General features: G+C 37.9%; 13 protein-coding genes. 10 read left to right on the top strand and 3 right to left on the bottom strand.

Annotated features, from left to right (window positions below):
* Positions 1 to 8 precede the first annotated feature (8 nt).
* The 7 genes from HQN86_RS25705 to HQN86_RS25675 all read left to right on the top strand — a co-directional run bounded on the left by HQN86_RS25705 (position 9) and on the right by HQN86_RS25675 (position 11,716).
* Positions 9 to 2,174 (top strand): alpha-galactosidase, encoded by a 2,166-nt coding sequence (locus tag HQN86_RS25705; protein WP_172663697.1) that lies wholly within the window; start codon positions 9 to 11, stop codon positions 2,172 to 2,174.
* A gap of 121 nt (positions 2,175 to 2,295) precedes the next feature.
* Positions 2,296 to 5,397, top strand: a complete 3,102-nt coding sequence (locus tag HQN86_RS25700) for a SusC/RagA family TonB-linked outer membrane protein (protein ID WP_172663696.1) — start codon at positions 2,296 to 2,298, stop codon at positions 5,395 to 5,397.
* Between the two features lie 23 nt (positions 5,398 to 5,420).
* Positions 5,421 to 7,127, top strand: a complete 1,707-nt coding sequence (locus HQN86_RS25695; protein WP_172663695.1) for a RagB/SusD family nutrient uptake outer membrane protein — start codon at positions 5,421 to 5,423, stop codon at positions 7,125 to 7,127.
* Between the two features lie 36 nt (positions 7,128 to 7,163).
* Positions 7,164 to 8,744 (top strand): glycoside hydrolase family 28 protein, encoded by a 1,581-nt coding sequence (locus HQN86_RS25690; RefSeq protein ID WP_172663694.1) that lies wholly within the window; start codon positions 7,164 to 7,166, stop codon positions 8,742 to 8,744.
* A 10-nt stretch (positions 8,745 to 8,754) separates the two neighbouring features.
* Positions 8,755 to 9,900, top strand: a complete 1,146-nt coding sequence (locus HQN86_RS25685) for a glycoside hydrolase family 88/105 protein (protein WP_172663693.1) — start codon at positions 8,755 to 8,757, stop codon at positions 9,898 to 9,900.
* 68 nt (positions 9,901 to 9,968) lie between these two features.
* Complete coding sequence (locus tag HQN86_RS25680; protein ID WP_172663692.1) at positions 9,969 to 11,264, top strand: PQQ-dependent sugar dehydrogenase; 1,296 nt, start codon at positions 9,969 to 9,971, stop codon at positions 11,262 to 11,264.
* Positions 11,265 to 11,272: 8 nt separating this feature from the next.
* Positions 11,273 to 11,716, top strand: coding sequence for a c-type cytochrome (locus HQN86_RS25675; RefSeq protein WP_172663691.1), 444 nt, complete (start codon positions 11,273 to 11,275; stop codon positions 11,714 to 11,716).
* Positions 11,717 to 11,747: 31 nt separating this feature from the next.
* Here HQN86_RS25675 and HQN86_RS25670 read toward each other — a convergent pair whose 3' ends face one another.
* Together HQN86_RS25670 and HQN86_RS27020 are read right to left on the bottom strand one after the other, a co-directional pair.
* Positions 11,748 to 12,485: a DUF4142 domain-containing protein gene (locus HQN86_RS25670; protein WP_172663690.1), complete on the bottom strand. Its 738-nt coding sequence runs from the start codon at positions 12,483 to 12,485 to the stop codon at positions 11,748 to 11,750.
* Positions 12,451 to 12,579 carry a hypothetical protein gene (locus HQN86_RS27020; RefSeq protein WP_262889312.1) on the bottom strand — a complete coding sequence of 43 codons (129 nt, stop codon included), beginning with the start codon at positions 12,577 to 12,579 and terminating at the stop codon, positions 12,451 to 12,453. Before HQN86_RS27020 ends, HQN86_RS25670 begins: the two co-directional genes overlap by 35 nt.
* A gap of 183 nt (positions 12,580 to 12,762) precedes the next feature.
* On the opposite strand from HQN86_RS27020, the gene HQN86_RS25665 reads away from it, so the two are divergent.
* Genes HQN86_RS25665 through HQN86_RS25655 form a run of 3 tightly spaced genes read left to right on the top strand, consistent with a single transcriptional unit; the run spans position 12,763 to position 14,883 of the window.
* Positions 12,763 to 13,353 (top strand): TetR/AcrR family transcriptional regulator, encoded by a 591-nt coding sequence (locus tag HQN86_RS25665; RefSeq protein WP_172663689.1) that lies wholly within the window; start codon positions 12,763 to 12,765, stop codon positions 13,351 to 13,353.
* A gap of 5 nt (positions 13,354 to 13,358) precedes the next feature.
* Positions 13,359 to 13,583 (top strand): hypothetical protein, encoded by a 225-nt coding sequence (locus HQN86_RS25660; protein WP_172663688.1) that lies wholly within the window; start codon positions 13,359 to 13,361, stop codon positions 13,581 to 13,583.
* Positions 13,584 to 13,596: 13 nt separating this feature from the next.
* On the top strand, positions 13,597 to 14,883 hold the full coding sequence (locus HQN86_RS25655; RefSeq protein WP_172663687.1) for an MFS transporter: 1,287 nt from the start codon (positions 13,597 to 13,599) through the stop codon (positions 14,881 to 14,883).
* Here the strand turns inward: HQN86_RS25655 and HQN86_RS25650 are convergent.
* Positions 14,872 to 15,783 carry an SAM hydrolase/SAM-dependent halogenase family protein gene (locus HQN86_RS25650; RefSeq protein ID WP_216854516.1) on the bottom strand — a complete coding sequence of 304 codons (912 nt, stop codon included), beginning with the start codon at positions 15,781 to 15,783 and terminating at the stop codon, positions 14,872 to 14,874. The two genes, HQN86_RS25655 and HQN86_RS25650, sit on opposite strands and share 12 nt — an antisense overlap.
* Between the last annotated feature and the right edge of the window lie 147 nt (positions 15,784 to 15,930).

Raw genomic sequence — 15,930 nt, 5'->3', positions numbered from 1 at the left:
AATCCGTCATGAATAAATCCATTCTGTTTTTTAGTATTCTGCTTGTCTCTTTTAGGTTAATATCTTTCGGACAATCCGAAAAACAGATTATTGTAGATACTAAAAATGCGTCGCTTGTTTTTACTGTTGGTAATAATAATAAACTTTATCAGAGTTATTTGGGTCAGAAGCTAAATAGTTCAGTTGATGAGGGTTTGCTAAGATCTACGCGCAGGGAAGCTTATATAGGAGCTGGAATGGGTGATTTGTTTGAGCCGGCTATAAGAATTGTCCATGCTGATGGAAACCCATCACTTGATTTAAAATACGTAACCGATAAAACAGAAAAGGATGATAATGTAACGGCTACCACAATTACGCTTAAAGATCCGCAATATGCTATTGAAGTAGTGCTTCATTTTACTGCTTATAAAAATGAAGACATCATTAAGCAATGGACAACTATAAAACACAATGAGAAGAAACCCATAACACTCACAAACTATGCTTCTTCAATGCTTCATTTTGATGCCTCTAAGTATTGGCTTAGCCAATTTGATGGGGATTATATGACCGAAATGAGAATGAAAGAAACACCGCTTACAACAGGTATCAAAATTCTGGATAGTAAACTGGGGACACGTGCTCAAATGTATCGTGCTCCGGCATTTTTTCTTTCATTGAATAAACTTGCAGACGAAAACAGCGGTGAATTGATTGCCGGGACATTGGCATGGTCGGGTAATTTTCAATGCTCTTTTGAAATAGATCAGCAGAATTCATTACGTATGGTTACCGGTATGAATCCTTACGCGTCAGAATATAAATTGTTGCCTGGTAAAACGTTCGAAACTCCTGCTTTTATATTTACCTATTCTAATAAAGGCAAGGGGACGGCCAGCAGAAATTTACATAGATGGGCAAGAAGGTATGGTGTGTTGGATGGAGACAAGCCGAAACTAACATTATTGAATAATTGGGAAGCTACTCACATGGATTTTAACCAGGATATTTTGGTTGAGTTATTTGATGGGGCAGATAAGTTAGGTGTGGATCTGTTTTTACTGGATGATGGGTGGTTTGGCAATAAATATCCGCGCGATGCTGATAAAACTGCATTAGGAGACTGGCAGGTAGATAAGAAAAAATTGCCTGGCGGTTTAGGCTTTCTTACAAAAGAAGCAACTGCAAAAGGGCTAAAGTTTGGAATTTGGATAGAACCGGAAATGGTGAGCCCGAAAAGTGAGTTGTATGAAAAACATCCTGACTGGATTTTGAAATTACCAAACAGAGAGGAAGCTTATTCCCGTAATCAATTGGTATTGGATCTGATTAACCCTAAAGTGCAGGATTTTGTATTCCATATGGTTGATGACCTGGTTTCAAAGAATCCTGGTATTGCTTTTATAAAATGGGATTGCAATAGAATGATGACAAATACATATTCGCCATATCTTAAAGAGAATCAGGGAAATTTATTTATTGATTATACCAAAAGTTTGTATGATATTTTAGAGCGGATAAGAAGAAAACATCCTCATTTGCCCATTATGCTTTGTGCAGGTGGAGGTGGTAGGGTTGATTATGGTGGATTAAAGTATTTTACAGAATTTTGGCCTAGCGATAATACTGATGGGCTGGAACGCATTTTTATTCAATGGGGTTATCTTAACTTTTTTCCATCTGTAGCGGTTTCAAGCCATGTAACTTCTATGGGTAAACAGTCGCTTAAGTTTCGTACGGATGTTGCAATGATGGGCAAACTTGGGTACGATATTCGGGTGAAAAATTTGACTGATGCAGAAATTATATTTAGCAATGAAGCGGTTAAAAATTATAAACGCATTAGCAATGTAATTTGGTTTGGAGATTTGTATCGACTGATTTCACCTTATGAGGAAAACAGAGCGGTTATGATGTATGTGAGTGAGGATAAAAATAAAGCAGTTTTGTTTAATTACCTCCTCAATTTCAGACGTAAAGAGTATATGGGAAGAGTTACTTTAGAAGGGCTTGATCCGTTAAAACAATATAAAATTAAGGAGATTAATCTGTTGCCAGATACAAAATCAACACATCCGGATAATGATAAAGTTTATAGTGGAGACTATCTGATGAAGGTTGGGTTAAATCTTTCTCCAGGGAAGATCACTCCATTAAGCAGTTCTGTTTTTGAAATTGTAGCAATGAACTAGCTTCCAGGGCTTATCTAAATGACAATCTGGTTGAAGAATATGCTAACGCAACAGACAAAAATGCGGGCAAATTTCTCTTCATTAGACTAATCAAATATTTAAACCTAAACAATCTTAAACCATGATTAGTAGAGCATTTTCTATTCAGTGGTGCCTTCTGGTGCTTCTGTTATGCTGCTGTAGTTTTGATGGCTTTTCCTCCTTCCAGCAATTTATTGTTAAAGGAAAAGTATCGGATGCCAGCGGCGGCTTACCTAGTGTAAGTGTTAAATTAAAAGGTACTTCAACAACCACCAGTACCGATGTAAATGGAAACTATTCCATCACAATTCCTAATGGCTCAGGAACCCTGGTATTTTCTTCCGTGGGTTTTGCAGTTCAGGAAATACCTGTTGCTGATCGGTCAACAATTAATGTAACTCTTGTAACCGAAGATAAAACATTAAGCGAAATTGTTGTGGTAGGTTATGGAACACAAAAGAAATCGGATATAACAGGATCCATTGTTTCTATTAATGAAAAGTCATTAAGAGAGGTGCCTGTTGCCAATTTATCTCAAGCGCTGCAAGGCAGGGGTTCCGGTATAGATATCCAGAAGGGAAGTGGTAATAGTAAACCTGGAACTGCACCTGTTATCAGGATAAGAGGTGCCAGGTCAATCGGAGCTGATAATGACCCGCTTTTTGTAGTTGATGGTATACCTTATAATGGAAATATTAATGATATAAATCCAGACGACGTAGTGTCTGTAGAAGTGTTGAAAGATGCATCATCTACCGCTATTTATGGGTCAAGAGGAGCTAACGGAGTAATTCTGGTAACTACCAAAAGAGGAAAAGAAGGGGCGCCAGTAGTAACTTACAGTGGTTACGCCGGAGTAACTAAGAATTTGGGCAAGATTGACGTGATGGATGGTAAGCAGTTTGAAATGCTAAAAAGATGGGCTGTAGTTAACGGTAATTTCGACAAGAATAACAAGCCTATTTTTACCGGAATTGATGATCCAAAAATATTAACTAGTGGTATTTTCTCTGCAGAGGAACTAGACGGCATTGCAAGTGGACGAAGCACTGACTGGCAGGACCTGATATATAAAAATGGAATAAAGACCAATCATCAGGTAGGTGTTTCAGGCGGGACAGAAAAAACGCAGTATTCCGTTTCGGGGGGATATTTTAATGAAACGGGCATTTATCCCGGACAAGCTTATGAACGATATAGTGTGAAATTGAGCGTTGATCAGCAGTTGGGTAAATATTTTAAGGTAGGATTAAACTCCTTAAATTCATTTAATACCACCAAGGGAGAAGGAGCGAACCCAATGGGACAGGTTCTGCGGGCAAGCCCATTGGCTACGCCATATGATGCCGATGGTAAGTTATATGGATTTGTGCCGGGAAGTGCCAATCAGGTATGGAATCCACTTGGAGACTTTGTTGAAGGAGCCAAAGTAGAAAACAGAAAAAGATATGGAACTTTTACAACACTTTATTTAGAAGCAGCAATAGCTGATGGTTTGAAGTACAGGTTTAATGCAGGCGCTGAGGTGAAATCTGATGTTTACGGTAACTTCTTTGCCAGTGCTACTTCTGATAATTTGGGCGGATTGTCTAAGTCAAATAATAAAACAGGCTTCCGTTCTAATTATACCTTAGAGAATATTTTAACTTACGATAAGGTGATTGCTGAAGATCATAAGTTGAATTTTACCGGATTGTTTAGTTATCAGCAATCACAGAATCAATCAAATTCATTTAGTAATAATGACCTTCTGGCCGATAACCTTTGGTATTACAACCCGGCTTTGGGCTCGAATCTGGTTGGTAGCGGTAGTTACTCCAAATGGTCAATCATTTCTTATATGGGAAGGATTAACTATGGATTTAAAGATAAATACTTATTAACCTTAACTATGCGCTCGGATGGTTCATCGAGACTTGCTCCCGGAGGTAAATATAAAGTGTTTCCATCTGCTGCTGCGGGATGGAATATCATTCAGGAAAATTTCATGAAGGACTCAAAGGTGTTTACAAATTTAAAACTGAGAGCTAGTTACGGTGTTGTTGGAAATACATCCATAGATCCTTATGAAACCCTGGGTAGTTTATCTGGAGCTGTTTATAATTTTGGTGATAAGACTACAACTGGCTTATACCTTTCTAACGTTCCTAATCCAAATTTAACGTGGGAAAATACCGCTACTGCTAACATCGGTTTAGATTTTGGTATTTTAAACAATCGGATTACAGGATCAATTGAGGCTTATAAAGTTTATACCGATAAATTGTTGCTGCCTCAGGATCTTCCATTTACTTCCGGAATACCAAATGCGATAGTAACCAATGTAGGGAAATCCGAGAACAAAGGCTTTGAATTTCAGGTGAGCACTGTGAATTTTAACGGTGATGGTAAAGATAAATTTAGCTGGAGCACAGATTTTAATGTTTTTGTTAATAGAGGGAAAATTACCCAGTTACAAGACGGCGTAATTAATGATATAGCTAATGGACGTTTTGTAGGGCAGCCAATTGGTGTAATTTATGATGATAAAAGAGTTGGAATATGGCAAAATACACCGGCTGATAGTGCATTAGCATTGGCTTACGGATTAACTGTCAAACAAGGTTCGAGCTCTGTAATAGGTAATATTAGAATTGCAGATGTGAACGGTGATGGGAAAATCAATGCTGATGATAAGACGTTTATTGGGTCTAGTGAGCCCGACTGGTCTGGGGGTATTACAAACAGATTTGCGTATAAAAACTTAGATTTTACGGTAGTGGCTTTTGGAAGATTTGGAAGTACCATTATTAGCAGTGTTCATAATAGTGGGTTTGCCAATACTTTTCAAGGAAATTATAACAACCTGGATGTTAATTATTGGACACCAACCAACCATGAAAATTTCTGGCCCAAGCCTAATGCTGCCGCAACAAACACACCTAATAGAGGAGTATTAGGGTACTTTGATGGTACGTTTGTTAAGATCAGAAGCATGACGCTTGGATATAATCTGCCTACAGCTCTTGCTGCTAAAATTGGAGGTAAAACTTTGAGGGTTTACGCTTCTGCCAATGATGCTTTTATTCTTTTTTCAAAGTACAGGAATGTTTATAAAGGCATAGATCCGGAGGCTCTTAATGGAGGAAATAATAAGGGGTCAGTTGGTGTTGATACACCTGCAACTTATTCAATTGTGTTTGGTTTAAACATGACCTTATAATTTTTACAATAAATTATATACTAATGAAAAATATATACATAATATTGGCTTGTTTCTGCCTGGCAGTTACAGGCGGATGTAAAAAAGCTTTAATAGAAGAGCCACATTCAACACTAACGCCAGATTTTTTCTCTACGGCCCAGGGTTTTCAGAAGGGACTTGATGCGGCTTATGCAGGTACCCGCTCTTTCTGGGGGAACCAAAACCTATTCACTATGACGGTGATTGGTACGGATGAGTTTTACACAGGTAAAGATGGAAACAACAACATCAATAAATACAATAGTAATTACAATACTGAAAATGGAACTGTTTCCGCAATTTGGAAAGACTGTTATGTTAATATTAATACCTGTAATGGTGTAATTGATAATGCAGTTAAGGTTACTGGGGTTGCAGATGATCTTAAAAATAGAATTGTGGCAGAAGCTAAGTTTTTACGGGCAAATTACTATTTTATCCTTGTGCAATTTTGGGGTGATGTTACTTTGAATAAAAATTTCCAAAGTACACCTACAACTTCTGCATCCCGTCAGCCTTTAGCTGAGGTATACGATTTTATTGTTCAGGATCTTAAAGATGTACTTGCAGAGCCAACTTTATTTGCCGGTCCTAAGTCAAGCGGGGCTTTGCCAGGACAGGCTAATAAAGCTGCTGCTATGCACTTATTGGCTAAAGTATATTTAACCAGAGCTGGCTCATCTGCTAAAAAAGCAGATGATTATACAAATGCTTATACCTCTGCAATGCAGGTAATCAATACAAGTGGGGCCACATTGCTCCCTGATTTTGCTAGTGTTTATGCAGAAGGAAATGAGAATAGTAATGAAGTATTGTGGACAGTACAGCATACCTCAAATTTGGCATATAATGGGCCGAATAATAGTGGTGGGGCAGATAACGTACTAAACCATATGTGGGTACCACAATATGAGCTTCGTCCGGGAATGAAACGCGATGTGTTTTATGGAAGGCCATATATTCGTTGTGTTCCTACAGCATGGTTAACAAATGAAGCTTTTGCAGAGCGCGTAAATGACACCCGATATGCAAAAACTTTTCAAACCGTTTGGCTGTGTAATAATGCCGCGTCCATTCCCAAGTGGGAAAATCCGCTTCCGCCAGGAGCACCTGCAAATGCTGTAGTAGGGCAACCTAAGTTTGCCTTAGGCGATACTGCGATATTTATGCCTGGGTATGATGTTAGTGATGCTAAAATAGCAGCATCCAGATATTTACTGATACCTCCACGTAAGTATGATAATACTTTATCGCCTTATATGAAAAAATATAATGACACTAAACGCGCAGATTTAAACTATCCCTCGATTAGACCTGTTATTGTATATCGCTTAGCCGAAACCCATTTGATTGCAGCAGAAGCAGCATTTATGGGCGGTGCAGCGGCTTCAGAAGCGGTTAATCATATCAATATTATCAGAAGGCGGGCTGCGTTCCCAAATCCAAATCCTTCTGTAATGGATGTTGCTTCAATTCCTTCACTTGATTTTATTTTAGATGAGCGTTCGAGGGAATTATGTGGAGAGAATGTTAGGTGGTGGGATCTTGTAAGAACCGGTAAATTAATTGATAGGGTGAAAACTAAAAATTATAATCCGGAAGCAGGAGCAAATATTATGGATTTCCATGTGCTTAGACCTATTCCTCAGGATCAGATTGATGCTACAACTACAGGCCCAAAATATCCGCAAAACCCGGGATGGTTTTAGCAGATTATACTTAATAGCTATATTTAATTAGAGATAATGATTAGAATGATTAAAGTGAAATTATTGGTTAGTTTATGTGTGTTGGCGGCTTTTACAAGTTTTGTAAGGGCTGCCGACTTTAACATTATCAAATATGGTGCTGTTGGAGATGGGGTAACCTTAAATACCAATGCTATTCAACGAGCAATTGATGAATGCTATAAATCGGGTGGTGGAAGTGTAATCTTTCCTGAAGGCAAATTCTTATCAGGAACTATCGTTATTAAGGATAATGTAACAATCAGTTTTCAAAAGAACGCTGTTTTGCTAGGGAGTATAGATCTTAAAGATTATAAAAATATTGACCCTTTTACTGAGGGACTGGGTATTGATGTTGGATGGGCTTTACTTGTAGCTGTTGATGCCAAAAACATTGGAGTTATAGGTGAAGGGACAATTGATGGTCAGGGGTCTGCGATTAAAGCAAAACACATACTTACTGATACCCGGCCCGAAGGACAACGATGGGGGATGAGGCCTTTTCTTTTACGAATTGTACGTTGTACTGGCGTAAATGTTAAAGGCGTAACTTTAAAATATGCAGGGGCATGGACTTCTCACTACTTTCAGAGCAGACAGATAAATATTGAAAATGTAAAGATCCAAAGTGTGGGTGTTGCCCATAATGATGGTGTCGGTATTGATGGCTGTCAGGATGTTGTAATTAAAGATTGTGATGTAGTAAGTGGAGATGATGCACTGGTGTTTAAAACCACATCAAGTAAAATGGCCTGTAAGAATATTGTGGTGACAGGTTTAAGACTTAAAAGCAATCAGGCGGGAATTAAAATGGGAACCGAATCCATGGCAGCTTTCGAGAATATTAAAATTTCAAATTGTCATATCTATGAAACTAGAAATGGAGGCATTAAGCTGCTTACCGTTGATGGTGCGCATTTACGAAATATTGAAATATCAGATATAACCATGGAAGAAGTTAGGACCCCAATGTTATTTCGTCTTGGATCGCGATTAAGTGTGTTCCGCAAAGATGCTGATACAAAACAGCAAACAGGTACTTTTGAAAATGTTGTAATTAAAAATGTTAAAGTCAAAGCATCTGCCGATGCGCAATTAATGCCTCCAACAGGTATTTTGATCACAGGCATTCCCGGACATTACATCACTGGTTTAACGCTTGAGAATATAGAAATTAGTTTGGCCGGAGGCGGAACTGCAGCTCATGGCAGGCAAGCAGTACCCGAAGCAATTGATCAATATCCCGAAGTTAAAACATTTGGTCCGCGGGTTCCCGCATACGGTATTTGGGCAAGGCATGTTAAGGGATTGAAGCTTATTAATGTTAAGTTTAATCTTTCTGGAAATGACCTGAGACCAGCCTTAGTTTGTGAGGATGGAAGTGATTTGGAGGTTAACAATTGGAATCTTCCGGATACTAAAGGAGGAGAGTCGATTATCCGCTTAGAAAATGTAAAAACAGCACTGGTAAAAAATGTTACTGTTAAAGGGAGCGCAAAAGCACTTGTTCGTGTTGAAGGAACAGCAAGCACTAATGTAAAAGTGATTGGAAATAAATCGTCAGGAATATCAAAAGAATTAGAAATCATCAAAAAATAAATAGACTAACATGAATCAAAACCAAATTCTAAGCATAGCAGCTTTTATGTCCTGTTTTATGATTGTCGGACAGCCTAACGTAAAGGCACAATCAAAAGAAGCTAATTTAAAGAATTGGCCAAAAGGAACATCACCAAAGGAAATTGGAACAAGGGTAGCAAATCATTTCATAGTAACGCCGCATACGAATTTTAATAGACCAGGACCTCCAAAGGTGATTACTTATCCGGAAACCTGTGCCTGGTATGGTGCTTTGACTTTTGCAAAACAAAGTGGAAATAAAGAGATGCTTAAAAAGCTGGCGGATAGGTTCGAACCCCTTTTTGGCGAAGAAGCCAAAATGATTCCTGTACCTGATCATGTAGATTATACTGTATTTGGATCTGTTCCATTAGAGCTTTACATACAAACAAAAGATAAAAAATATCTCGATCTCGGGTTGTCAATTGCTGATAAACAATGGGCACCGCCAGAAGGCCCAAGAGTAAAACCCGAATCGCATGAGTTTTACAACCAGGGCTATACCTGGCAAACACGTTTATGGATAGATGATATGTATATGATCACCGCTGTTCAAGCCCAAGCGTATAGAGCCACTGGAGACGTAAAGTATATAGATAGGGCGGCTAAAGAGATGGTTTTTTATTTAGATAAGCTTCAGGAGCCTAATGGCTTGTTTTATCACGCGCCCGATGTTCCTTTTTTTTGGGGTAGAGGAGATGGCTGGATGGCTGTGGGTATGGCTGAATTGCTTAGGTCTATACCTAAAAACAATCCAAATTATGAACGCATTATGAAAGGCTATAAAAACATGATGGCTTCGTTGCTTAAATATCAGGCCGACAATGGAATGTGGCGTCAGTTAATCGATGACCCCGAGGCATGGGAAGAAACTTCATCAACGGCTATGTTTACTTTTGCAATGATTACAGGTGTGAAAAATGGCTGGCTGGATAAGGAAGTTTATGGGAAAGCTGCCCGTAAGGGCTGGCTTGGCTTAGTCACTTACATCAATGAGAATGATGAGGTAAGAGAAGTTTGTGAGGGTACAAATAAAAAGAACGACCGCCAGTATTATTTAGATCGCAAACGTAATATAGGCGACCTACATGGGCAAGCGCCAATACTGTGGTGTGCAACTGCATTATTACGCTAATTTAGATGAAAAATGCAGCGGAAAACGATAACTTTAAATAGCGAAAAGTTCTTCAAATAAATTACCAGATGAAAAAATCAGTATTAATTCCGGTTTTGTTAAGTGCAATGGTTTTTATTGCATTATATTCTTTCAAAGATATTTCAAATAGTCATTTAAAGGGCAACGGGCCAATACCTGATGCCGATAACGCAGGATTGAAGTTGCCAGAAGGTTTTGGCGCGTTAAAAGTGGCAGAGCTAGGGGCAAAAGCCAGACATCTGGTTGTTACCCCGCAAGGAGACATCTATGTTAAACTCGCCAGATCCAAAGAAGAAAAGGGGATTATTGTACTTCATGAAAGCAGCGATGGTAAGGCTCAGGTTACAGGTGGCTTTGGCAACTATGGAGGTACCGGAATTTACTTGAAAGATGGATACTTATATGCATCATCAAATCAGGAAGTATTTAGGTACAAGCTCGATGCACAAAATAAAGTAATTGACCCGAATAAACCCGAAAAGATCATTACAGGTTTAAAGGCCGGACGCCAGCATGAAACCAAATCACTTGTTTTAGATAATAATGGAAATGTTTATGTAAATATTGGCGTAAATTCAAATTCTTGTCAGGAACAAGATCGGGGGTTACGTTCTCCGGGAATAGAAGGGTGCCCATTGTTAGATTCTATGGCCGGAATATGGCAGTTTAAAGCAAAAGAACTCAATCAAAGCTACGGTCAGGGTGTTCGTTTTGCTACCGGACTAAGAAATGTTGTTGGATTAGATTGGAATCAGCAAAATAACCAGCTTTTTGTTATGCAGCATGGCAGAGATAACCTCAATAGTTCCTGGCCAGAGCTTTATAATGAAAAGGAATCCGCTGAAGTTCCTGCAGAATGTTTATATGCTTTAAAGCAAGGTGATAATGCAGGCTGGCCATTTATGTACTATGATCAGATCCAACATAAAAAAATAGTAGCTCCGGAATACGGCGGTGATAAAAAGAAAGAGGCTGATTCAAAATTCATAGACCCCGCAGTTGCCTTTCCAGGACATATGGCACCAAATGGTTTGCTATTCTATACCGGAAATATGTTCCCGGAAAAATATAAAAACGGTGCTTTTATCGCTTTTCACGGATCCTGGAATCGTGCTCCTGAACCTCAAAAAGGATATTTTGTAGTATTTCAACCATTTAAGGATGGGAAGCCTTCTGGCGATTGGGAAGTTTTTGCAGATAATTTTGCTGGTACACCTGAAAAAGCCGCTGCCGGAAGGGCAGACCATCGCCCTTGTGGATTGGCCCAGGGATCTGATGGTTCCCTTTATGTAACGGATGATGTTAAAGGAGCAATTTATCGTATCGTCTATAATAAAAAATAAAAAGTTTGATGAAGCAGGTTTTAACGATCATTTTGATCTTAACAATAGGGGGTATAAAATTAAATGCCCAAACAAAAGGGAAAACCAAAAAGACAGTCCAAACTGACGTTGTTTCTGCATCAGTTTTGGCTAACGGACAAAAAGTATACAATCAATATTGTTTAAGTTGCCATATGGCAGATGGAGGTGGGGTTCAGAATATGAATCCTCCATTAATAAAAACAACTTATGTTCTTGGCGATAAAACCCGGTTAATTAAGATAGCTCTTAATGGTTTGGCAGAAGAAATTGAAATAGACGGGGAAGTTTATACCAATGTAATGCCTTCGCATGGCTTTTTAAAAGATCAGGAAATAGCTGATGTGTTAACCTTTGTAAGGAACAGTTTTGGGAATAAGGCTAGTGCCATCAAAGCCTCAGAAGTGAAGGCTATCAGGGCAGAGAAAAAATAAAAAAGAGGGCTGAAATTTTCAGCCCTCTTTTTTATTTTAAGTCAAAACTCAAATCTGTGGCAAGTTTATAATGCCCTTCAATCATACGAAGTGTTTTGGCGGCAAACCTTCTTACATCTATATCTCCAGAAGTTGTTGCTGATTTGAATAAATCAAGGGCTTTTATATGATCTTTTACCATCATATCCATATAGTGTTTATCAAATTGAGCACCAGATAGTTTTGCCATTTCATTTATATGATTCTGATCGGCCTCAGGAATAGAGGTCGGTATTGTTAATTTCTTTTTATCGGCCAGTTTTTTTAAATTATCGTTGGTTTTAGTATGATCCTTAACCATTTTTTCAGCAAACTTTTTAACCCTAACATTACTGGCTTTTGATGTTGCCATTTTACCAAGCTCTACCTCCATATTACCAGCATTAGCCGCTTTCTCTAAAAAGAACTGCATTCCCTCACCGCGGTTTACAGCCGTGGTATCAGTCATTGTTTGCTCTAGAGAAGAATCAGCCAAAGTACTGCTTGTGCTATTTTCTGTATTTCGGCAAGCATTTAAACTAAGCAAGCAGCATAATACAGCTGGTAATAAAATTCTAGTTTTCATGATTTTAGCATTTAAGTGGTTAGTTAATATACCTACAGTTAAAACTTGAAAATGTTTCCGAATTGTTAAAATACTTTGCACTAAATTTCTTACAAATAAGGTTGTAAGAAATGGGAATTGTAAGAGATATTTAAGGTTTCTTCTCAGTTTTAACCTTTTTGGCATCTTTTGCAGAAGTTGAATTTTCTGGTTCAGGGCCTTTGGGCTTTTTCTGATCTATTATCTCTGCTTTTACGGTTTTATTCTTTGGACTTTTCATAGTATTAGAATTTAAAGATTTAATCTATAACACATAAGAAATCCAATAAGTTCAATTTTTTCTCGATTTATATAGAACCAAGACTTATAGCTAGTTGTTCAATACGATCTAAAATATTTTTTTAATATATAATATAAATGAATGAATATTCATTTATATTTGTGATGATATTTGAAAAGTATTATGCGCGCAAGAGATCTGAATAAAGTAGAGTTGGTGAAACAGAAGGCAATGGAGTTGCTTGTAAAGATAGGTTTTGAAGGTTTTACCATGAATAAGTTAGCTAAAGAGTGCAAGATATCTGTAGCTACTCTATACATTTATTATAAAGATAAAGACGACTTGATCTTGCAGATAGCAATGGAAGAAGCAGAGCGGATGAGTGATATAATGCTTGAAGATTTCGATCCTGAAGTATCTTTTGAAGTTGGACTAAGACAACAATGGAAAAATAGAGCAAAGTGTATGCTTGAAAATCCTATAACAGCACAGTTTCTTGAGCAACTAAGGACTTCAACTTATCAGGAGCAGGTTTATGGAACTATCGTGAATAATTTCAAGATAACACTTGGCAAATTTATGACCAATGCAATCAACAGAGGCGAAATTAACCCAATGCAGCTGGAGGTTTACTGGTCGGTAGCTTTTGCCCCGCTGTATAACCTTGTCAGATTTCATTTTGATGGTAGAAGCATTGGGGGTAAACCATTCATTCTGACAGATAAAGCCCTTTGGGGCACTTTTGAATTAGTGCTAAAGGCACTAAAAAAATAAAACATATGGAACCAGATTTTAAAGATATTCTGCTTTTTAAAACAAACATTCAAACTGCTGATGACAAAATGCTCATAGCTAAAGTAATGGAAAAACATAAAATAGAACAATGGACCGTAGATCAACAAGATGTTGATTGTGTGCTGCGTATCGTATCCCCAATTTTGAAGCTGGATGATGTAATTCAACTGGTTTCAAAAAATGGATATCAGTGTGAAGAATTGACCTAATAAAAGAAAACTCATGAAACAATCGTCAACTAATATAATTTTACCGTTTAGCAACTATCAAAAGTTGGTAATAGCCTTGTTGGCTTTACTTCAATTTACAATAGTGCTTGATTTTATGGTTCTCGCGCCTTTGGGCGATTACTTAATGAAATCGCTTTCAATTACTCCAAAAGGTTTTGGAGTTGTGGTATCTTCTTATGCATTTAGTGCGGGTGCATCAGGGATACTTGCTGCTGGTTTTGCAGATAAATTCGATCGTAAAAAAATACTACTGTTTTTCTACGCAGGATTTATTGTTGGTACCCTATGCTGTGCCTTAGCAACAACATATTGGATGTTGTTAGGTGCCAGAATAATAACAGGATTATTTGGAGGTGTTATTGGCGCCATTTCAATGACCATCATGACCGATCTATTTGAGGTAAACCAGCGTGGCAGGGTGATGGGATTTGTGCAAATGGCATTTGCTGCCAGTCAGGTACTGGGTATTCCAATCGGCCTTTATTTTGCGAACTTATGGGGCTGGCATTCTTCCTTTTTAATGATCGTTGGTCTGGCAGTACTAATAGCTATAACCATTGTAATAAAGGTTAAACCTATAGATAAGCACCTTGCTCTACAATCAGATAAAAGTGCCTTTTTGCATTTATGGCATGCAGTTTCAAATAAATCTTATCAAACAGGTTTTATCGCTACAGCCTTTTTAAGCGTTGGAGGTTTTATGCTTATGCCTTTTAGTAGCGCTTATCTGATTAATAACATAAATATAACTCCTCAGCAATTGCCTATGGTATTTATGTTTACCGGTATTGCATCAATTATAATAATGCCATTAATAGGGAAGTTAAGCGATAAAATTGATAAATTTATGTTGTTTAGCGCGGGTTCCGCCCTGGCAGTAATAATGATACTAATTTATACAAATCTGGTACCTATACCACTTTGGCAAGTTGTATTAGTCAATATGGTACTGTTTATGGGGATAATGAGTAGGATGATTCCTGCAACTACCCTTACAATGAGTATCCCAGATATGAAAGATAGGGGGGCTTTTATGAGTGTTAACGCTTCGCTTCAGCAAATGGCGGGAGGTATCGCCGCTTTGTGTGCAGGGCTTATAGTTACCCAAAAAAGTAGTACAAGCCCGCTTGAAAATTATGGCATCTTAGGCATCGTTGTTTCAGTGATTATTGCTGTTTGCTGTATTTTCGTTTACAGGGTAAGTGTTATGGTAAAAAAGAAACAGGCTGATGTGATTCAGGATATCCCGAAAGAAGAACTTCAATTGTCAGAAGTCTAACTTAGTTACTTCTACATTCCAATCGCTTCCACTTTGTATGTTGTGTACGGTGGCAAAGCTATCTTGATTTAAGGCAATTGAAAGTTGCAGTAAACTATTGAGGTAGCATAATGGTTTGCCCTTTGGTACATTACCAAAGGTCTCGCTATATGGTGCCTCAGTTTCATACACTTTTTTGTCGTTATGGAAAATTGAAATTTTTAAGAGGTCACCGTATTTTAAATTGAACTTTTTTACAAGTTCAGCATCTATGTTGGTCCATATATTGCCGTATTGTACATCTAATATTGGAATGTTGCCCTTAAGCGTTTTGCCAATGATAATTGCTTTCTGATAAGGAATGCTTAGAACCTCTTTGGGCAATACTTTTCCGACTTCATTAAAAGAGATCAAGCCTGATGCCAATCGGGCTGCAGTATATGCATATACATCTCTTCCATGAAAAGTGTAAGATTTGCCTGAATCTTTTCGTCTGTTAACCGCTTCATCAATTTCCCTTATCTCTTCAATCCCTAGTTGCTCTGCCGTTAATGTTAAAGTTCCATTATCAGGGGTAACTATAAACTGACCGGTATTGGTTTTTAATACTACCGATTTTCTTTCAGTACCAACTCCGGGGTCTACAACAGAAACAAAAACTGTTCCTTTGGGATAGTAAGGTACAGTTTGCATGAGCCTATAAGAAGCTTCCCAGATATTATATGCAGGAATTTCGTGTGTGATGTCGTAAAGCTTAAGTTCAGAAGATACGCCCATTGCAACTCCTTTCATAGCTGAAACGGCGCCATCCTTTAAGCCAAAATCTGATTGAAACACAACAATTTTGTTTTGTGACAGACCTACATTTGAGATCATAAACATCAAAAGAGAGACGATTAAACGCAATTGATTTATGGTCATGGGACTTAACAATTAAATTTTACAAACTAACATTTATTAAGTTTTAAAATAAGACTATTTTATCTAATATTTGCCTGTGTTATTGAAACAAAGATATTAGACCATACTATTGATAATAACACGGTAAATCAAACCTTAAAAGCACAT

It is taken from the genome of Pedobacter panaciterrae (assembly GCF_013204795.1).
In the GTDB taxonomy this organism is placed as follows: Bacteria; Bacteroidota; Bacteroidia; order Sphingobacteriales; family Sphingobacteriaceae; genus Pedobacter; species Pedobacter panaciterrae.
Note: the sequence above shows the minus strand (reverse complement) of the source record. Positions and strands in the feature narration are given on the sequence as shown.